This is a genomic window from Rhizobium sp. BT03 (genome assembly GCF_030053155.1).
Taxonomy (GTDB): Bacteria; Pseudomonadota; Alphaproteobacteria; order Rhizobiales; family Rhizobiaceae; genus Rhizobium.
On record NZ_CP125640.1, the window covers coordinates 1,120,692 to 1,139,529 of the forward strand.

An 18,838-nucleotide genomic window follows, 5' to 3' on the forward strand; every position below is an offset into this window, starting at 1 on the left:
TAATTTCATCATGAGCTTTTCCTGGACCCCTCACCGCTTTGCCGGCGGCGCACTGGCGCTCGATGTCGCCAACAGCGTCGTTCTGCGCGATGATTCAGCGCGGCGGATCGACCGCTTCGCGATCGGGGAGCAGATGCGGGACTTTCCGCGCGCCGCTGCCGAATTCTGCGCCGAACGGGCTCTCTTCGGCGATATCGCCCCGGTGGCGGTAGAAAACGAACCGGATTTCATCGCGCTGCGGGAAGCAATCGACCACTATTTCCGCAAGCGTATACTGGATGGCGGCGACGACCAATTGCTGGCCGGACTGCTGGGCGCGCTGGCGAAGGTGCTGCGCGAGGCAAGCCCCGGCACCCTGGCCGCGGCGACCGCCCATTCGGCGCTGCGGCTGATCGCCATGCCGGATCCGGAGCGGATGAAGATCTGCGGCAATTGCGGCTGGTTGTTCATCGACCGCAGCAAGAACAGGAGCCGCGCCTGGTGCGACATGGCGGTCTGCGGCAACCGCGCCAAGGCGAACCGGCACTACCGCCGCAAGAAGGAGGAAATCCCATGAGGAAACATCTGATCCTGACGGCAGCAACAATCGGCCTGCTGCTGTCAGCCTGCCAGCGCCAGGCTGAAAACCTGGTCGAGGTCACCGGCCATCTCTTCGTCTTCAACTATCGGGTGGCGAGCGCCACCTATCTGCTGACGCTGAAGAAGACCGGTCCCATTCCCGACGGTTCGGTCATCATCGCCGAATTCGAAAATCCTCAAGGCGGCGCGCCGTTGGTGCTGAACCAGAAAATCTATCCGATCGACGACAAGATCGCGCTGCAGAGCCAAAGCCTGCACTGCGTGCGCAAGGATCGTCCCTATTCCGTGAGCATCCGGCTGGTCGACAAGGAGGGAAAGGTGCTGCAGGAATTGAAGACGCAGTTCCGATCGGACCTCGACCAGACCGTGCTGCCGAGCAAGCCGCTCGTCGTTGGTGCGCTCTATGACAAGAACCCTGAGGTCTTCAAGCCGGATGGCAGCGTCGATTTTTCCAATACCGACAAATGCCCGGCATAAGGAACGCCCGGCATAGAAAAAGCCGGAGCGAGGCCCCGGCTTTCGAGAGTCAATTCAAGGCACTGCGAGGCAATGCCGAAGCGTGGCCTCAGCCGACGACTTCGGTGTCGGAGAACCAGTACTTGATTTCCTGGGCAGCCGTCTCAGGAGCATCCGAGCCGTGAACGGAGTTTTCGCCGATCGACAGGGCGTGAACCTTGCGGATCGTGCCTTCGTCAGCGTTTGCCGGGTTGGTCGCGCCCATGATCTCGCGGTTCTTGAGGATGGCGCCTTCGCCTTCCAGAACCTGAACGACGGTCGGGCCGGAGGTCATGCCTTCGACGAGTTCGCCGAAGAAGGGACGATCCTTGTGCACGGCGTAGAAGCCTTCGGCTTCGCGGCGGCTCATCCAGACGCGCTTGGAGGCGACGACGCGCAGGCCGGCATCTTCGAGCATCTTGGTGATGGCGCCCGTCAGGTTGCGCTTGGTTGCATCCGGCTTGATCATCGAGAAGGTGCGTTCAATCGCCATAGTCAAATCCTCTGTTTTCTCGGGAAAAGTGGGCGGTCTTTACCCGCCCCAACGCCCGAAAACAAGAGGTCGGCAGCAATTTCACGCCGCTGTCACAGTCCTGTTGCGGGTTTGGTGACGATCAAGACATCTTGTAGCTGTAGCGCGCGAATTCGAATGACACTTCGCGCAAGATCGAATGGCAACAGAAACTGCAGCACGCTGAGGGTTATGTAAGGGCGGCAACGAGCTTCCGCTAAAAGCGAATGCAGGCTCAGATAATCTCATATTCCAGCCAGGCATTCGCTGAAAGACTCGCTGTCGAAATCATTTCTTCTTGTGTTGCTGGATACAACTAATCGCCTTTAGGACAGCGTGAAGCAATGTTTAACCTGGCTGACCATTTTTGGTCTTTTTCCACGACCAACGTTACCTGCGATTTACGAGAATTTCACAAGCTGTTACTCGGTGCGCTGGGGTTGTGAGGTGCTTGGGGGGCGCAAAGTGTCGTATTCGCAGGAAATCGGTAAGCTTCTGACTGCTATTGCTGCAGAAGGAGGCCGTGTTACTGGTATCGGTCTTGCAGATGATGACGTCGTCAAAGCGGCAGCAGATCTCGGACTGATCGACGTTGCCACCGGCGATGCGTGGACTCTCGTCGATACCGTATCGCTTACGCCTCAGCAGTGCTTGGAAATGAGCCTGCCGCCCATCGTTCGAAAGCCTTCCATGTTCGCTTCGGCAGCAAACGCGATCATATCGATGGTCGGCCGTGTCTTCGGAAGGCTTAGCCCGCTACGCTAACGCCCAGATCCGCGTTGATGATGAATTAGACTTAGCCGCCGCATCATTGAATGCTCGCCACCGCGGCAATTTCACGCCGCTGTCGCAGTCCGGCCCCGGCTTTGGTGGAGATCGAGGCAGCGTTCGAACCAGACAAGGACGGGATCGTCGGCTGCCAGCATGGCGAGGCCGGTGCAGACACGCAGCCATTGCAGTGCGCCGAAGACGATATAGTCGGCGAAGAGAGGCGTCTGCCCGCCGATGAAGGGCTGGAACTTCAGCATATGCCGGAGCGGCTCCAGCTTGGCGCCGAAGGCGGCCTTCTCCGCCTCGCTGTCGGCGGCAACGGCGTCAAACGACTTGCCGAGACGAGCTTCGCGGCTTTGACGGAAATAGGCCTTGTCCCCTTCGTCGAGGATCGCATGGATGTCGAGAAGGGCGATGCGGGTGATCGCCGGATGGATGATCATCTGCGAATAGCCTTCGACCAGGCGCGACAGAGCCTTGCCGCCCTCGCCGCCAAACAGCGACGGCCGCTCAGGATAGGCCTCTTCCAGATAGAGGGCGATGGCGAAACTGTCGGGGATCAGCCGGCCGTTGTCGTCGAGGACGGGCAGAGTCGGCGAGACACCGCCGCCGATTTCGCCGATGCGGGCGTAGGTCGTCGGAATCTCTTCGAAATCGAGCCCCTTGTGCGCCAGCGCCATCACCGCCTTCCAGCAATGCGGCGAGAAGAAGTGCTGCTTATCGGCGCCGCACAGGGAATAGAGGGCTCTGGTCATGACAGTCCTTTCGAGATCGAAGCGCTCTGCATTCCACGACAGAAAACGGCGGCGATCAAATCAGGAAATTTCATGGCCCCATCACTCGGATTTCTAAGGAAACCGGCTAGACTGCCGCAATCACGACAGGGGGACCGAATGCTCCGACATTACAGGATGTTTGCCGCCTATAACCGCTGGGCCAACGCCCAGGTCTACGCTGCGGCGGCCGAACTCAGCGACGCCGAATTCCGCAGCGACCGCGGCGCCTTCTTCGGGTCACTGCACCGCACCCTCAATCATCTGCTCGTCGCCGATCGCATATGGATGAAGCGCTTCACCGGCACCGGCGAGGCGCCGGCGACACTGGATGCCGTTCTCTATGAAGAGCTGGATGCGCTTGCCATGGCACGGAGAGCAGAGGACGAGCGGATCATTGCCTGGACGGGCATGCTTGATGAGGCAAGCCTTGCCGCCGACTTCACCTATGTGCCGGTGACGCAGCCGATCGAGATCACCCAGCCATTGCAGCCGGCTCTCGCGCATCTCTTCAACCACCAGACCCATCACCGCGGCCAATGCCACATGACGCTGACGGCGCTCGGCAAGCCGAGCCTCAGCCTCGATCTCATTTATTTCCTGCGGAGCGAGGGCCGTGAGTGGATGTAAGGCAGCCTCCATCATCAAGACCGCATTAACCGCCTTTGCCGGTTTCGCGGCGAATCCAGGGCTTCCGCGCCAAAATTCAGCCTCTCTTAAAGCCTTGCAGGCATAGCGGAATGAAGGGAAAGCCGGGCTGCGAGGGATCGTCATGCAGAATGCAAGCGGAAACGCTTTGGTGCCGCGCGAGGCGGCGCACCCGGCGCCTATGGCCGACATTCAGAGGATCGCCCAGCACCTGGCGCGCCTGAACGTTGCCGCGCTGCCGCGCAACTACGAACTCTTCCATGAGGCGATCGTCGGGCTCAATGCCGGTCTTGCCCAGGATATCGCAGCACTCGGGCCGCAGCCGCAACAGGCGATGCTCGACGAACTCGGATTGAAATACCGCCTTGTCGGCCATTGCGGCCTGGCCGGCGAGACGTCGCGCAACGAGGCGAGCCGGATGCTGCGCGAGGTAGCGGAGAGGCTCGCCGAGGGACTGCGGCACAAAGACGCCTTTGCGCGCGCCTGCGGCACGATCCTGAAATCGGTTTCCGGCAACGACAACCAGAGCCTCACCGCCTTCCTCGGCGAGATCGACTACCTCTCCGCCTCGCTGGCGACGGTGTTGTCGGCGGAAACGGAGATCGCGGCTAAGCTGCAGGATGACATCAAGAGGCTGGAAACGCTGGAGCGCGGCATTATGGCGATGCAGTCGGCCGCCGTCGCCGACCGGATCACCGGACTTCCGAACCGCATCGCGCTGAACCGCGAGATCGCCGATCTCTATGAGCGCGACGAGGGTTTTGCCGGCAGCGCGCTTGTTATGGTCGATATCGACAATTTCACCGATCTCAACGACAGATACGGCACCCAGGCCGGCAACAAGCTCTTGAAAAAGCTCGCCGCCCTCTTCCGCAAGTCGGTCAAGAAAAACGACTTCGTCGCCCGCACCGAGGCGGACGAATTCGCTTTCCTGTTTGCCAATGTCGGCATGCAGGATGCGATGACGATCGCCGAGCGCCTGCGCGCTTCCGTCGAGGACAATCTGGTCTTCGCGACCTCCGACAGGGCCGATCGCGGCAGGCTGACCATCTCGATCGGCGTTGCCCTCAGCGCGGATGCGGCAACGCCCGGGCAGTTGCAGGCCAATGCCCGCGTGGCACTCCTCGCCGCGCAGACGAACCCCCGCCAGCCGGTGCAGGCTTTCGGCCACTGAAAAGCGGACAAATATCCCCGCTGGACGGACAAGCAAGCTTGCCGTGGGACAAGCTCTTGCCTTGGGCGGCGCTTTCGGCCAAAACGCCGGCCATGATCACGCTCACCGATATTTCCGCCCGCATTGCCGGGCGCCTGCTTCTCGACAATGCCAGCATTTCGCTGCCTTCGGGCACGAAGGCGGGGCTGGTCGGGCGCAACGGCGCCGGCAAGTCCACGCTGTTTCGCGTCATTACAGGCGATCTCGGCTCGGAGACCGGATCGGTGTCGATCCCGAAGGCGGCGCGTATCGGCCAGGTGGCGCAGGAAGCGCCGGCGACCGAGCAATCGCTGATCGAGATCGTGCTTTCGGCCGACAAGGAACGCGCGGCCCTCGTGGCCGAGGCGGAAACGGCGACCGATCCGCACCGCATCGCCGAAATCCAGATGCGCCTTGTCGATATCGACGCGCATTCGGCCGAGGCGCGCGCGGCGAGCATTCTCGCCGGTCTCGGCTTCGACCAGGCGGCGCAAGCCCGCCCCGCCTCTTCCTTCTCAGGCGGCTGGCGCATGCGCGTGGCGCTTGCCGCCGTGCTGTTTTCAGAGCCGGATCTGCTGCTGCTCGACGAGCCGACCAACTATCTCGACCTCGAAGGCACATTGTGGCTGGAAGACTATGTGCGGCGCTATCCGCACACCGTCATCATCATCAGCCATGACCGCGACCTCCTGAACAACGCGGTCAACGCAATCGTCCATCTCGACCAGAAGAAGCTGACCTTCTATCGCGGCGGCTACGACCAGTTCGAGCGGCAGAAGGCGGAAGCCGACGAGCTGCAGACCAAGGCCAAGGCCAAGAACGACGCGGCGCGCAAACATCTGCAGAGCTTCATCGATCGCTTCAAGGCCAAAGCCTCCAAGGCCCGGCAGGCGCAATCGCGCGTCAAGGCGCTCGAGCGCATGGGAACCGTCGCCGCTGTCATCGAGGATCACGTACAGCCGATCACTTTTCCCGAGCCGGAAAAGCAGCCGGCCTCGCCGATCGTTGCGATCCAGAGCGGCGCCGTCGGCTACGAGCCCGGCAATCCGATCCTGAAGAACCTCAACCTGCGCATCGACAATGACGACCGCATCGCCCTGCTCGGCTCGAACGGCAACGGCAAATCGACCTTCGCCAAATTCATTTCCGGCCGGCTTGCGCCGGAAAGCGGCGAAGTGAAGCTGGCGCCGAGCCTGAAGATCGGCTTCTTCGCCCAGCACCAGCTCGACGACCTCATTCCCGAGCAATCGCCGGTGGAACATGTGCGCCGGCTGATGCCCGGCGCGCCGGAGCCCAAGGTGCGCGCCCGCGTCGCCCAGATGGGGCTTGCGACCGAGAAGATGGCAACCGCCGCCAAGGATCTTTCCGGCGGCGAGAAAGCCCGGCTGCTGATGGGGCTCGCCGCCTTCAATGCGCCCAATCTGCTGATCCTCGACGAACCGACGAACCATCTCGACATCGACAGCCGCCGGGCGCTGATCGAGGCGCTGAACGATTACGAAGGCGCCGTCATCCTGATCTCGCACGATCGTCACCTCATCGAAGCGACGGTCGACCGGCTGTGGCTGGTCAATGGCGGCACGGTGACGACCTTCGAAGGCGATATGGACGAATACCGCGACCTGATCGTTACCTCAGGTAAAAAAAAAGAAGAAAAGCCGCAGCTGAGTGAGGATGCAACCTCGAAGGCCGACCAGCGCAAACTCAATGCCGAACGTCGCGCCTCGCTGACGCCCCTCAAGAAAAAGATCAACGAAATCGAATCCTTGACGGCGAAGCTGGAGAAACAGATTCAGGCGCTTGACGCGGAACTTGCAAATCCCGCCCTTTACGAAAAGACGCCCGCCAAGGCGGCCGAGAAGGCCAAGCAGCGCGGCGAGGCCGCGGCCAAGCTGGCTGCCGCCGAGGAAGACTGGCTGATGCTTTCGGCCGAATACGAAGAAGCCATGGCGGGATAGCCACATCCTTAGAGCATGATGTCGCCCGAAAACCGCTGACACTTTTCGGCATCATGCTCCGTGGATAGCGTGGCGAAGTGCCGCGCATCGGCACAATTCCAGGCGCCATCAACCAATCGTTAACTATAATTCGAAAGGTTGTCTCAACATTCGTTACCGATTTGTTGAGCCCTTTCGATGTATCGCTTTTTCATTCTGTCCTGCATGGCCCTCACGGCCACGCTGTCTGCCTGCAGCACCACCAAACAGGCCCCTGATACATCGATCAAGACCTCCTCGGTGATTGCGCCCGAGGCGCGGAAACTTGGCTATGGCGGCGACGATGCGGCGCCGCGCATGACCGGCTGGCACCATCTGGCCGGACGGACGCTTGAGGTCTCCTCGCTCGCCGATCTCAAGCTGCAGGACAAGGAAGTGATCCTGAGCTTCGACGACGGCCCGATCCCCGGCCGGACCGACAAGGTGCTGGCAATCCTCGACCAGTTCGGCGTCAAGGGCGCCTTCATGATGGTCGGCGAAATGGCCGAGATGCATCCGGCGCTGGCCCGCAAGGTCGCCGAGGACGGCAACACGATCGGCAGCCACACCTATGACCACGCCGACCTGAGTTCGCTTGATTTCGACGCGGCGATGGCCGAGGTGGTCAAGGGCGAATTGGCGGTGACCAAGGCGACGGGAACCGACGTCTCCTTCTTCCGCTTCCCCTATCTCGCCGAGAGCCGCAGACTGCGCACCGCGATCGCCATGCGCGATATGGTGGTCATGGATGTCGACATCGACAGCAAGGACTATTTCGCCATTACGCCGGCCTCCGTGACGCGCCGGACGATGGACCTGCTGCACAAGCGCGGCCGCGGCATCATCCTGATGCACGACATCCACAAGCGCACGGCAACGATGCTGCCGACCCTGCTCTCGGAACTCGAAGCCGAAGGCTACAAGGTGGTGGCGCTGAAGTTCAAGAAGACGCAGGCGCCGAGCAACCTCGTCGCCTCGGCCGATTTGGTGACGACCCGGTAAGCCGGGTTGCCAAGTCCGGGCGTGCTGCCTAGATCTGTTCGACGTCAACGAACCGGCAGGTCAGCTATGAACCTTCATCTCGAAACGGACGATGATCCGCGCACCCGCCAGTTCATCGACGGATATAACCGGGTTTCCGACGCGGCACTCAGAACGCCTGAATTCGCCAGGGATCGCGATGCGATCAGGGCGCTGATCGAGCGGCAGGACCGACTGATCGTGCCGATGCGCCGCGGTGCGTGGCTTTTCGATTTCCGGCAGAGCAAGGACAATCCTCTCGGCGTCTGGCTCCGTCTGCCCAATAACCAGGAGCCGCGGCCGGACGCCGATTGGGAGCCGGTCTTCGATCTCGATGCCTTCTGCGTCAGTGAAGGCAAGCGCTGGAACTGGCGCGGCGCCGTCACCTGCCCGTGGGAGCCGACGCGGGTGCTGCTCACGCTTTCGGACGGCGGCTCCGATCTTCTCCGGCTGCTCGAATTCGACGCCGAGAGCAAGCAGATCGTGACGGGCGGCTTCGATACGCCGGCCGCTCGATCGCATGCCAGCTGGCTGAGCCGCGACGAGATCTGCTATTTCGGCTCCATCGACCGATTTTCGGCGACCCGTTCCGGGTGGCCGCGCGTCGGCCGGCGATTGAAGCGCGGCCAGCGGCCGGAAGAGGCCGCGATCATGTTCGAAGCCGCCGACGAGGACGTCTATGCCTCCAAACTCGTCATCGACCCCGCCCAGTCGGGCGCTTCGGCGTATGCGGGCTTGATCGACATTTTTGTCGCCGCCCATGAGATCGGCGTGGCCAGCGCTTTCCTGGTCGCCGACGACGGCACGCAGCGGCGCATCGATCTGCCCGAGGAGGCCGACTTTCAGTTCAATCGCGATCATTGCCTCTGGCGGGCAAAGACCGACGAGCGTGTTCCCACCGGCAGTCTGGTGCTGCAGCGCTTCGATCCCGGCTCGGAGACAGCTCCGCTCGGGCCGGAGCGGATCCTGTTTCAGCCTGGCGAGGGCCAGTCGATCTCGCAGCTGATGCTGATGCGCGAGTGGTGCGTCTTCATCATTTCCGATCGGCTGCGTCCGCGTCTCATGGTGCTTGATCTGACGAAGCCCGATGCCGAACAGCGCGAGATCGCGCTGCCGGCGGACATGCAGACGGCTCATTTCAGACCGCTCTATGCGGATCTGCATCTTGGCGACGATACGATCTGCATCATCGGCCAGGGCTTCCTGCAGCCTCCGGCCTGTTACCGGCTCGACCTGTCGGATCGCAGCAAGGAGGCCGAGCCGATTTTCGTCGCCGCAGCGCCCAGCTATTTCGATGCGACCGATATGTCATCCGAACTGCTGGAGGCGGTTTCCGAGGACGGAACCAGGGTTGCCTACCGGCTGGTCCTGCCGAAGCAATGGACCAAGGGCGCGCTGCCGGTGCTGCTTTACGGCTATGGCGGCTTCGATGTTTCGCTGTCGCCGAACTATTCCGGCGTGACGGGCCGCTGGCTGGAACAAGGTGGGGCCTATGTGCAGGCCTATATCCGCGGCGGCGGCGAATTCGGGCCCGACTGGTATCGCAGCGCCAAGCGGCAGGGGCGAGACAAGGCCTTTGCCGATTTCGTCGCCATCGCCCGCGATCTCGTCGCCCGCGGCTACACCGTGCCGTCGCGGATCGCCTGCCAGGGCGGCAGCAATGGCGGCCTGCTGACCGGCGTGATGCTGACACGCTATGCGGACGATTTCGGCGCCGTCTGGTGCCAGGTGCCGGTGCTCGACATGACACGCTTCCACCTGTTCAGCGCCGGGCAGGCCTGGATGGACGAATATGGCGATCCGGAGATATCAGCGGACCGGGATTTCATGCTCGGCTACTCGCCGCTTCACAATGTCAGGCCGGCGACCGAGATCAGCTATCCGCCGATCTATATCGAAAGCTCGGCCAATGACGACCGCGTGCATCCCTCGCATGCGCGCCGCTTCGCCGCGCGGCTGGAGGAAGCGGGACATCGGCCGCTCTTCCATGAGTTCGGCTCGGGCGGGCATGGCGGCGACGGTAATTCCGAAGAGCGCGCCGCCCGCGCGGCCATGGGATACAGCTTCCTTCGCCAAACTATCATGAGGTAAGACGGTCATCATGCGGTAGGATAGAAGAGAATGAAGGGGAGAGCTTGTCGGCGCTCTCCTTTCTGCTAAAAGAAGCGCAATAAATCATACTTTTCACAGGCTCGAGCGAAACCATGTCTCCTATCAACCTCGCCATCGTCGGCGTCGGCAAGATCGTCCGCGACCAGCACCTTCCTTCCATCGCCAAGAACGCCGATTTCAAGCTCGTCGCCACGGCAAGCCGCCATGGCACGGTCGAAGGCATCAACAGCTATACGACGATCGAGGCGATGCTCGACGCCGAGCCGTCGATCGATGCGGTGTCTCTCTGCATGCCGCCGCAGTATCGCTACGAGGCGGCCTATAAGGCGCTGGTCGCCGGCAAGCACGTCTTCCTGGAAAAGCCGCCGGGTGCCACGCTCAGCGAAGTCGCCGATCTCGAGGCGCTTGCGAGCAAGCAGGGCGCGTCGCTGTTTGCCAGCTGGCATTCGCGCTATGCACCGGCCGTCGAGGCCGCCAAAGCGTTTCTGGCTTCGACGACCATCAAAAGTGTGCATGTGATCTGGAAGGAGGATGTCCGCCACTGGCATCCGAACCAGGACTGGATCTGGCAGGCCGGCGGCCTCGGTGTTTTCGATCCCGGCGTCAACGCGCTGTCGATCGTCACCCATATCCTGCCGCGGCCGATCTTCATCACCGAGGCCGTGCTCGAATTTCCCGAGAACCGCGATGCGCCGATCGCGTCCGACATTCGCTTCCGCGATGCCGACGGACTGCCGGTTCATGCCGAATTCGACTGGCGCCAGACCGGCAAGCAGAGCTGGGATATCGTCGCGGAGACGGCAGCCGGCCAGATGGTTCTCGCCGAAGGCGGCGCCAAGCTTTCGATCGACGGCACGCTGACCTTCGCCGAGCCGGAGCAGGAATATCCCTCGCTCTACCGCCGCTTCGCCGAAATCATCAAAGCCGGCACGTCGGATGTGGATCTCGCGCCGCTGCGCCACGTCGCCGACGCCTTCATGCTCGGCAAGCGCAAGTTCGTCGAGGCGTTCCATGACTGAGCGGCCTTACTGAAACGCTAAGCGCGTCGCATCGAAACTTGATCGATGCGACGCGCTTTGGCTTGTCGTTTTTATGCATGCAGTTATCGGCGTGGCGTGGGAAGCGACGTCAGGCCTTCTTCTCCCACCGCCCTTCCGGCGTCTGCTGCCAATAGGTGAGGTTATGCCCCTCGCCTTTCAGCTTCTTCCATTGCGCCCGTGCGGCTTCCAGTTGCGGCTGGTCGTGACCGTCGAACATGAAGACGACGCGCTCATAGGCATCGACCGGTGGCGGCTCGGCGCCGTCGATGATGAAGCGCACGGTCGCCGCATTGGCATTGCCTGAGGTCACCGTCAAAAGCACCGGCTGGCTTTCGGCGAAATCGCCCTCGTCGGTGCCGTGCGGCAGAAAACTCTCCTCGCGAAACGTCCAGAGATGCGCGTCGAGAGCATCGCGCCGCGCCGGCTCACGCGTCTGGACGGCGACGCGCCAGCCGCGCTCGACGCTTTTGTCGATCAGCGGCGGAAGCGCGTCCTCCAGCCTGGTTTCGGTCAGATGATAAAAGAGAACGTCCGTCATCAGGCTTCATAATGGGCGCGAACGAGTTCGTCGAGCAGCCGCACGCCGAAACCGGAACCCCAGGACTGGTTGATCTCGTCCTGCGGCGAGCCCATCGCCGTGCCGGCGATGTCGAGATGCGCCCAGGGCGTGTCCTGTACGAAGCGCTTGATGAAATGCGCCGCGGTGATCGAGCCGGCCTGCCGGCCGCCGGTGTTCTTCATGTCGGCGAACTTGCTGTCGATCAGCTTGTCGTAATCCTTGCCGAGCGGCATGCGCCAGAGCTTCTCGTTTGTGGAAAGGCCGGCTGCCGTCAGCTGGGCGGACAGCTGGTCGTCATTGGAGAACAGGCCGGCATGTCCACTGCCGAGCGCCACGACGATGGCGCCGGTCAGCGTGGCGAGATTGATCATGAACTGCGGCTTGAAACGATCGTTGCAGTACCAGAGAGCATCGCAGAGCACGAGGCGGCCTTCGGCATCGGTATTGATCACCTCGATCGTCTGGCCGGACATCGAGGTGACGATATCTCCGGGACGCTGGGCGTTGCCATCAGGCATGTTCTCGACCAGGCCGATGACGCCGACGGCGTTGACGGCGGCCTTGCGGGCGGCGAGCACATGCATGAGGCCGGTGACGGCTGCCGCCCCCCCCATATCGCCCTTCATGTCCTCCATGCCGGCGGCCGGCTTGATCGAAATGCCGCCGGTATCGAAGACGACGCCCTTGCCGATGAAGGCGATAGGACGATCCTTGGCTTTGCCGCCTTTCCACTGCATGATCGCGAGACGCGGCGGGCGCACGGAGCCCTGGGCAACGCCGAGAAGGGCGCCCATGCCGAGACGGCGCATCTCCTTCTCGGTCAGGATTTCCACTTCGACGCCGAGCTTTTCCAGCTCTTTCGCCTTGGCTGCGAACTCGACCGGGCCAAGCACGTTCGGCGGCTCGTTGACGAGGTCGCGGGCAAGATTGACGCCGCCGGCAATCGCTTCGGAATCGGAAAACGCCTTCTTGGCGCCTGTCGGATCGGCAGTGACGATCGTCACCTTGACGGATTTCCCCGCCTTTTCCTCGTCGTCGCTCTTCTTCGTCTTGTAGCTATCGAAGCTGTAGGCGCGCAGCAGCATGCCGAGCGCGAAATCGGCGGCTGCCCGCGCGCTCGTCTGAAGGCCAGGCACGTCGATGAAGACGGCGGACTTGTCGGTATTCTTGATTCTCGCCGCCGCAGTCCCGCCGGCCTTCAGCCAATCATGGGCGGTGAGGTCGGCGGCCTTGCCAAGCCCGATGACGACGATGCGGTCGACGGGTGCGCCTTCCGGGGCGACGATATCGAGCGCGCTCATGGATTTCGCGGAGAATCGGGCGATCCTGGCAGCCTTGGCGATCACGCCTGCCGGATCGACTGTTTCGGCGCCGGCAGCGCTGTCGGCTTCCCCGGTCTTCAACAGGATCGCCAGGCCGCCTGTGAGCTTTGCCGACTTTGAAAATGAGATTTCGAACTTTGCTGACATGTCTTCTCCGCAGGGATTCTTTGAAATCCGTTCGTGGCGGATAATTTCGCGTTTGGCGGGTCTGTCAATGGCTGGCGACAATTGTTATGGTCGCCCGCGGCCATCACGGCCCTCATGTTTTCGTCAGTTTCGTAGATATTCGCGTTGACAGTTTTCTCGAAAAATCGCCCGCGGGGTCCGGTAATCCGCCTGCCCAAAACGACTTTCGGTGCATTCCTGCTGCTGTTCTGGATGTGGTGGGCATTGCTGATCGTCTTTCGCGCCTTCCCCGGGATAGACATCTATTTTTCCCAGCTTTTTTTCCTGAAGGCGGATTGCGACGCGGCCGCCGCCGCCGGGAGCATCTGCGGCGGTTTCCCCTATCGCGACTCGGGAAACTTCGACCTGCTGCGCACCATCTTCTTCCGCCTGCCCTATGTCGTCGCTATCGTGATGGTGTGGAAATTCATCGAATGCTACCAGCAGCATGGCGCAACCTTCAACGCCGAACGGGCGCGCAAGCTGAAAGTGGCGCTCGGAACGCTGCTGATCGGGCCGGTGCTGCTCGTCAATGTCGTGCTGAAGGAACATTGGGGCCGGCCGCGGCCGATACAGACGGACATTTTCGGCGGCGCGCTGCATTTCGTCGAGGCCGGTTCGATGGCCGGAAAATGCGTTTCGAACTGCTCGTTCATCTCCGGCGAGGCGGCGAGCGCCGGCTGGCTTTTCTGCCTGCTGCTTTTCGTGCCGAAATCCCTGCGTTATGCAGTGGCGGCACCCCTGGCGGCGATCTCGATCCTGACGCCTGCGATGCGGTTATCCTTCGGCGCGCACTACCTTTCCGACGTCGTTCTCGGATGGCTTTCGTCGCTTGTCGTCTTCGCCGCGTTGCTGGCGTTACCTGAGTCGCAACAGCAGCAAAAAAATTCTGAAAATTGAATGAATTTTTGACACCAGCTTGTCGCAATACGGCGACAAAGAGCGTAGAGGGTTTCTCCTGCAAAGCCATTTGGGCGTGCAGGTGCTTTCAAGGGCAGGCATGAAACTACTCGAGACATACATATTGCGGCGCGTCGGCCAGATGTTTCTCGTGGCGCTCCTGCCCGTTCTGGCGATCATTTGGACGACTCAGGTTCTGCAGCGCATCAACCTGGTTACCGACAGCGGCCAGTCGATCGGCTCGTTCGCCAAGCTCGCGACGATGATCCTGCCGTCGATCATTCCTGTTGTCCTGCCCTTCGCCCTCGTCATCGCGATCACCCAGACGCTGACGACGATGAACAACGATTCCGAGCTGACCGTCATCGACGCGGCCGGCGCGCGGCGCAGCGTGCTGATCCGCCCGATCCTGCTGCTTGCCGCCGTCGTCAGCGTCTTTTCCTTCTTCGTCGACAACGTCGTCGAGCCGCGCGCAAAGACCGTCGTGCGCCAGATGATCGCCGAGACCTATGCCGACCTGCTGTCTTCGGTGATCGAAGAAAAGACCTTCCGCAAGCTCGATGAAGGTCTTTACGTGCAGATCTCGAAGCGAATGGCCGGCCGCATGCTGAAGGGTCTTTTCGTGGCCGACGAGCGCGATCCGGCCTACGAGCTGATCTATTATGCGAAGGAAGGCGCCGTCGACGATACGGGCACGACGCTGATCATGCATCAGGGCGAGGTGCACCGCAAAACGCCCGACGGCAATGTCTCGGTCATCAATTTCGATTCCTATTCCTTCGACCTCTCCGATATGACCGAGAATCGCGGTCAGGCGACGCTGCGCGCCAGCGACCGCGACCTGTGGTTCCTGCTCAATCCGGATCCGGCCGACAAGGATTATACGATCCGGCCGCAGAGCTATCGCGCCGAACTCCATCGGCGGCTGACGGACTGGGTCCTGCCGGTCGTCTTCGCGCTGTTTTCGCTGGCGATCGCCGGCGATGCACGCTCGCACCGCGAAGCGCGGCTGCATCCGATGGTGAGCGCGCTCGCCTATGCCTTCGCGCTCAGATGGGCGGCGTTTTACGCGGCCAATCAGATCGATACCGATCCTGAATATATCGTCGTTCTTTATGCCATACCGATCGTCAGCAGCATCGTCTCGATCGTCTTCCTCGGCCTGCACAAACGACTGGCCGTACCGTCGTTCATCCGCGACCGGATGTCGTCTTTCTGGAGAAGGACGCAGGAAAGGCTGCTTGCCGCGACCGGCAGGACCGGCGGAGATGCCGCCCAATGATATTCGGGACATTGTCGCGTTATTTCTTTCGCCGCTACCTGGTGACGATGGGCTGGTTCCTGATCGGCGTCTCGGCGATTTCCTTCCTTCTCGATTTCAGCGAGACGGCGGGCCGCATGTCCGGCCTGCCCGGCTACACGATCGGCGGCGGCATTCTGATGACCGCCGTGCGCCTGCCGCTCATCCTGCAGCAGACGGTGCCGTTCATCGCGCTGTTCGTCGGCATGACGGTGCTGATCGGGCTCAACCGCAAATATGAGCTCGTCGTCACGCGCGCCGCCGGCATTTCGGTCTGGCAGTTCATGTTCCCCTTCATCGCCGGCTCGCTGATACTTGGCCTGCTGACGATGACGGCGCTCAACCCGCTTGCCGCCTGGGGGCAGCGCCAGGCGCTGCTCGTCGAATCCGATTGGCGCGGCGAGAACGCGGTTCTGCGCAAGGCGCCGCAGATTCCGTGGCTGCGTCAGATCAGCGGCCGGGACGATGTCATCATCGGCGCCCAGACGGTTCAGGAGAACGGAACCAAGCTGATCGACGCCGTGCTGATCCATTTCGATTCAAGCGGTCAGGTCATTCTGAGACAGGACGCCGCGACGGCAAAATTGGAAGATGGTTACTGGCAACTTAACAATGTTGTCGAGCGCAAGCCTGGCGAAATCCCGATGCGTAAAGCTTCGGTTCAACTTCGCACCAATCTGAAACAGGACTTCGTCCAGGAGCGGCTGACAGCGCCGGAAACAATTGGTTTCTTTGACCTTTCCAACCGCATTGCCGCGGCCAAATCCTTCGGCATCTCGACCAAGGCGCTGGAGACGCAATTCAACTCCCTGTTGTCCCAGCCGCTGCTGCTGGTGGCCATGACTTTCATTGCTGCAACAGTGTCCCTAAAATTTAGCCGGTTCAACCAATCCCGCTCGGTGATTCTGGGTGGCATCCTTTCGGGCTTCATGCTTTATGTCATCACCGTGCTTGTAAAGGCATTCGGAAGCAGTGGAGTCGTGCCTCCCTTCGTGGCGACGTGGATACCGGTGATCGTCGCGCTGGCCTTGGGCGCGACTATTCTGCTTCATCAGGAGGACGGCTAGTGGCGGCAGGCGACCGCAAGTATTTTAGTAAACAGTTGGTTGCCCTGCTCGTCGGCGCGACTCTATGTTCCTATTTCGGCAGTGTCCCGGTCTCCTACGGCCAGGACAATACGTCCGCTCAAGATATCGGGAAGAAGATTCCGGAAGGGGCCAAGCTTCTGCTCTCGGCCAATGAACTCGTCTACAACCGTGACGCCGATCTGGTGTCGGCGGTCGGCGGCGTGCAGATCAATTATGGCGGCTACAAGATGGTCGCGCAGAAGGTCGAGTACAATCAGAAGACCGGCCGGATGATGGCGCTCGGCAATGTCGAGCTGGTCAGCCCGGACGGCAACCGCATCTATGCCGACAACCTTGACGTGACCGACAATTTCGCCGACGGGTTCCTGAACTCGCTGCGCATCGAAACCTCCGACAATACGCGTATCGTCGCCGAAAGCGGCCAGCGTGTCGGCGGCACGATGATGATTCTCAACAAGGGTGTGTACACCGCCTGCCTTCCCTGCGCCGAAGATCCGAAGCGCGCGCCTTTCTGGCAGGTCAAGGCCAAGCGCGTGATCCAGAACGGCGTGACCCACACGATCCGTCTGGAAAGTGCGCGCTTCGAGCTGCTCGGCTATCCGATCGCCTTCCTGCCGTTCATCGAGGTCCCCGACAATACGGTGAAGCGCAAGTCGGGCTTTCTCTTCCCGACGATGAGCCTGTCGCAGAATCTCGGCTTCGGTCTTTCGATTCCTTATTATTACGTGATCTCGCCGAGCATGGACGCGACGGTCACCACCACCGGCTACACCGCCCAGGGCTTCCTCGTCGAAGGCGAATTCCGCCAGCGCTTCGAAAACGGCACGCATATTCTGCGCGTCGCCGGCATAGACCAGGCAAAGCCGGACAATTTCAGCTCCGGCACCAGCGATGCCGAAGCCAGCCGGCGTGGCATGGTCGCCTCGAAGGCAGAATTCCGCATCAATCCGCGCTGGACGTTCGGCTGGGACGTCATGGTCCAGAGCGACAACAATTTCTCGAAAACCTATAAGCTGAAGGACTTCACCGGCACGGATCGCACGAACCAAATCTACCTGACGGGACTTGGGAAACGCAATTATTTCGACATGCGGGCATTCTATTTCGACGTCCAGGATGCCGATCGGACGAACACGGCCGAAAAGCAGCAGGCGATCGTCTATCCGTCGCTCGACTACCATTATGTGGCGCCGCAGCCGCTTGCCGGCGGCGAATTGTCGGCGGATGTCAACCTGACGAATATTTCGCGCACTCATGACGACTTCTATACCGTCGACGGCTTCGACCGCTTCCGCGGCCTGAAGGGACAGACCTCGCGCCTGACGGCCGAACTGCAGTGGAAGCGCACCTATGTCACGCCGACCGGCCTGGTGATCACGCCGCTTCTGGCCGCGCGCGGCGACGCCTTCGCGCTCAACATGGACGACCCCACAGGGTACTCCGGCAACTATCTCGACGACAATTCCGCCACCCGCTCGATGTTCACCGCCGGGCTGGAGCTGCGCTATCCGATCCTGATGACGACGGAGAACAGCACCCATATTCTCGAACCGATCGCGCAGATCTATGCCCGCCCGGACGAGCAGCTCGCCGGCCGGCTGCCGAACGAGGATGCCCAGAGCTTCGTCTTCGACGCCACCTCGCTGTTCGATCGCGATAAATTCTCAGGCTACGACCGCGTCGAAGGCGGCACCCGCGCCAATGTGGGCGTCCAGTATACCGGAACCTTCGACAGCGGCTACAAACTGCACGGCATCTTCGGCCAATCCTATCAGATTGCCGGCCAGAACTCCTTTGCCACCGATGATCTCGTCAATGTCGGCGCGGATTCGGGCCTGGAGACCGACCGTTCCGATTATGTCGGCCTCGGCGGCGTCGAAACACCGTACGGCGTTTCCGTCGCGGCCTCCTACCGCCTCGACGAGAAGGATTTCGAGTTCCGCCGCGGCGACCTGACGACGGCCTACCAGAACGACACCTTCCAGACGCAGGTGACCTACACCCATCTCAGCGCCCAGCCGGCCTATGGCTTTGCCGAGGACAATGACGAGATCCAGACCAGCAGCAAAGTCAAGTTCAAGGATTACTGGTCGATCTTCGGCGGCATCGCCTGGGATCTGAACAATGATGTGCTCAGCCGCCGGACGCTCGGTCTCTCCTATGAGGACGAATGCACGATCTTCACGATCGCCTATACCGATACCCGGGACTCCGACGACGAGTCGGCCAGCGACTGGACGATCGGCGCAAGGCTGACCTTCCGGACACTCGGCGACATCAAGATCGGTACAAACACCCTTGAATGACGGGCGGCCGGCGCAAACATGGCCTGAAGCCATTCTTTCGCCGTATGCCTGTGCAGGACATTGCCGCCAGTCGATATCTGA

General features: G+C 61.5%; 17 protein-coding genes. 13 read left to right on the forward strand and 4 right to left on the reverse strand.

Annotated elements, in window-relative coordinates:
* The first annotated feature begins 10 nt into the window (after positions 1–10).
* Positions 11–556, forward strand: a complete 546-nt coding sequence (locus QMO80_RS05540; RefSeq protein WP_283199186.1) for a CGNR zinc finger domain-containing protein — start codon at positions 11–13, stop codon at positions 554–556.
* Complete coding sequence (locus QMO80_RS05545; protein WP_283199187.1) at positions 553–1,056, forward strand: hypothetical protein; 504 nt, start codon at positions 553–555, stop codon at positions 1,054–1,056. Before QMO80_RS05540 ends, QMO80_RS05545 begins: the two co-directional genes overlap by 4 nt.
* Before the next feature lie 88 nt (positions 1,057–1,144).
* On the opposite strand, the gene ndk is transcribed toward QMO80_RS05545, so the two are convergent.
* Positions 1,145–1,567, reverse strand: a complete 423-nt coding sequence (ndk, locus tag QMO80_RS05550; protein WP_003574140.1) for a nucleoside-diphosphate kinase — start codon at positions 1,565–1,567, stop codon at positions 1,145–1,147.
* 483 nt (positions 1,568–2,050) lie between these two features.
* Here ndk and QMO80_RS05555 point away from each other — a divergent pair, with 483 nt between their 5' ends.
* Positions 2,051–2,350 carry a hypothetical protein gene (locus QMO80_RS05555; protein WP_283199188.1) on the forward strand — a complete coding sequence of 100 codons (300 nt, stop codon included), beginning with the start codon at positions 2,051–2,053 and terminating at the stop codon, positions 2,348–2,350.
* Between the two features lie 71 nt (positions 2,351–2,421).
* On the opposite strand, the gene QMO80_RS05560 is transcribed toward QMO80_RS05555, so the two are convergent.
* A complete protein-coding gene (locus QMO80_RS05560) occupies positions 2,422–3,111 on the reverse strand; it encodes a glutathione S-transferase family protein (RefSeq protein WP_283199189.1) in 690 nt (229 codons plus the stop codon).
* Positions 3,112–3,249: 138 nt separating this feature from the next.
* Between QMO80_RS05560 and QMO80_RS05565 the strand changes: the two genes are divergently transcribed.
* The 6 genes from QMO80_RS05565 to QMO80_RS05590 all read left to right on the forward strand — a co-directional run bounded on the left by QMO80_RS05565 (position 3,250) and on the right by QMO80_RS05590 (position 11,096).
* On the forward strand, positions 3,250–3,759 hold the full coding sequence (locus QMO80_RS05565; RefSeq protein ID WP_283199190.1) for a DinB family protein: 510 nt from the start codon (positions 3,250–3,252) through the stop codon (positions 3,757–3,759).
* Positions 3,760–3,901: 142 nt separating this feature from the next.
* Positions 3,902–4,951 carry a diguanylate cyclase gene (locus tag QMO80_RS05570; protein ID WP_283199191.1) on the forward strand — a complete coding sequence of 350 codons (1,050 nt, stop codon included), beginning with the start codon at positions 3,902–3,904 and terminating at the stop codon, positions 4,949–4,951.
* Between the two features lie 92 nt (positions 4,952–5,043).
* On the forward strand, positions 5,044–6,927 hold the full coding sequence (locus QMO80_RS05575) for an ABC-F family ATP-binding cassette domain-containing protein (protein ID WP_283200118.1): 1,884 nt from the start codon (positions 5,044–5,046) through the stop codon (positions 6,925–6,927).
* A gap of 177 nt (positions 6,928–7,104) precedes the next feature.
* The gene (locus QMO80_RS05580) at positions 7,105–7,947 is read left to right on the forward strand and encodes a polysaccharide deacetylase family protein (protein WP_283199192.1); all 843 of its coding nucleotides are present in this window, start codon (positions 7,105–7,107) and stop codon (positions 7,945–7,947) included.
* Positions 7,948–8,013: 66 nt separating this feature from the next.
* Positions 8,014–10,056 (forward strand): prolyl oligopeptidase family serine peptidase, encoded by a 2,043-nt coding sequence (locus QMO80_RS05585; protein ID WP_283199193.1) that lies wholly within the window; start codon positions 8,014–8,016, stop codon positions 10,054–10,056.
* A gap of 113 nt (positions 10,057–10,169) precedes the next feature.
* Positions 10,170–11,096, forward strand: a complete 927-nt coding sequence (locus QMO80_RS05590) for a Gfo/Idh/MocA family protein (protein WP_283199194.1) — start codon at positions 10,170–10,172, stop codon at positions 11,094–11,096.
* Positions 11,097–11,205: 109 nt separating this feature from the next.
* Here QMO80_RS05590 and QMO80_RS05595 read toward each other — a convergent pair whose 3' ends face one another.
* On the reverse strand, positions 11,206–11,655 hold the full coding sequence (locus QMO80_RS05595; protein ID WP_283199195.1) for a DNA polymerase III subunit chi: 450 nt from the start codon (positions 11,653–11,655) through the stop codon (positions 11,206–11,208).
* A complete protein-coding gene (locus QMO80_RS05600; RefSeq protein WP_283199196.1) occupies positions 11,655–13,145 on the reverse strand; it encodes a leucyl aminopeptidase in 1,491 nt (496 codons plus the stop codon). The genes QMO80_RS05595 and QMO80_RS05600 overlap by 1 nt, the downstream gene beginning before the upstream one ends.
* A 144-nt stretch (positions 13,146–13,289) precedes the next feature.
* Between QMO80_RS05600 and QMO80_RS05605 the strand changes: the two genes are divergently transcribed.
* From QMO80_RS05605 to QMO80_RS05620, 4 genes are all read left to right on the forward strand, one after another.
* Entirely contained in the window at positions 13,290–14,063 is a 774-nt protein-coding gene (locus QMO80_RS05605) for a phosphatase PAP2 family protein (RefSeq protein WP_283199197.1), read from the forward strand.
* Between the two features lie 100 nt (positions 14,064–14,163).
* Positions 14,164–15,345: an LPS export ABC transporter permease LptF gene (gene lptF / locus QMO80_RS05610; protein ID WP_283199198.1), complete on the forward strand. Its 1,182-nt coding sequence runs from the start codon at positions 14,164–14,166 to the stop codon at positions 15,343–15,345.
* Positions 15,342–16,430, forward strand: coding sequence for an LPS export ABC transporter permease LptG (lptG, locus tag QMO80_RS05615; RefSeq protein WP_283199199.1), 1,089 nt, complete (start codon positions 15,342–15,344; stop codon positions 16,428–16,430). The genes lptF and lptG overlap by 4 nt, the downstream gene beginning before the upstream one ends.
* Positions 16,430–18,757 carry an LPS-assembly protein LptD gene (locus tag QMO80_RS05620; RefSeq protein ID WP_283199200.1) on the forward strand — a complete coding sequence of 776 codons (2,328 nt, stop codon included), beginning with the start codon at positions 16,430–16,432 and terminating at the stop codon, positions 18,755–18,757. Before lptG ends, QMO80_RS05620 begins: the two co-directional genes overlap by 1 nt.
* The last annotated feature ends 81 nt before the right edge of the window (positions 18,758–18,838 follow it).

Coding starts and splice junctions, on each gene's coding strand:
- QMO80_RS05540 (WP_283199186.1), top strand. CDS start 11: ATGAGCTTTTCCTGGACCCCTCACCGCTTTGCCGGCGGCGCACTGGCG.
- QMO80_RS05545 (WP_283199187.1), top strand. CDS start 553: ATGAGGAAACATCTGATCCTGACGGCAGCAACAATCGGCCTGCTGCTG.
- ndk (WP_003574140.1), bottom strand. CDS start 1,567: ATGGCGATTGAACGCACCTTCTCGATGATCAAGCCGGATGCAACCAAG.
- QMO80_RS05560 (WP_283199189.1), bottom strand. CDS start 3,111: ATGACCAGAGCCCTCTATTCCCTGTGCGGCGCCGATAAGCAGCACTTC.
- QMO80_RS05565 (WP_283199190.1), top strand. CDS start 3,250: ATGCTCCGACATTACAGGATGTTTGCCGCCTATAACCGCTGGGCCAAC.
- QMO80_RS05570 (WP_283199191.1), top strand. CDS start 3,902: ATGCAGAATGCAAGCGGAAACGCTTTGGTGCCGCGCGAGGCGGCGCAC.
- QMO80_RS05575 (WP_283200118.1), top strand. CDS start 5,044: ATGATCACGCTCACCGATATTTCCGCCCGCATTGCCGGGCGCCTGCTT.
- QMO80_RS05580 (WP_283199192.1), top strand. CDS start 7,105: ATGTATCGCTTTTTCATTCTGTCCTGCATGGCCCTCACGGCCACGCTG.
- QMO80_RS05585 (WP_283199193.1), top strand. CDS start 8,014: ATGAACCTTCATCTCGAAACGGACGATGATCCGCGCACCCGCCAGTTC.
- QMO80_RS05590 (WP_283199194.1), top strand. CDS start 10,170: ATGTCTCCTATCAACCTCGCCATCGTCGGCGTCGGCAAGATCGTCCGC.
- QMO80_RS05595 (WP_283199195.1), bottom strand. CDS start 11,655: ATGACGGACGTTCTCTTTTATCATCTGACCGAAACCAGGCTGGAGGAC.
- QMO80_RS05600 (WP_283199196.1), bottom strand. CDS start 13,145: ATGTCAGCAAAGTTCGAAATCTCATTTTCAAAGTCGGCAAAGCTCACA.
- lptF (WP_283199198.1), top strand. CDS start 14,164: ATGAAACTACTCGAGACATACATATTGCGGCGCGTCGGCCAGATGTTT.
- lptG (WP_283199199.1), top strand. CDS start 15,342: ATGATATTCGGGACATTGTCGCGTTATTTCTTTCGCCGCTACCTGGTG.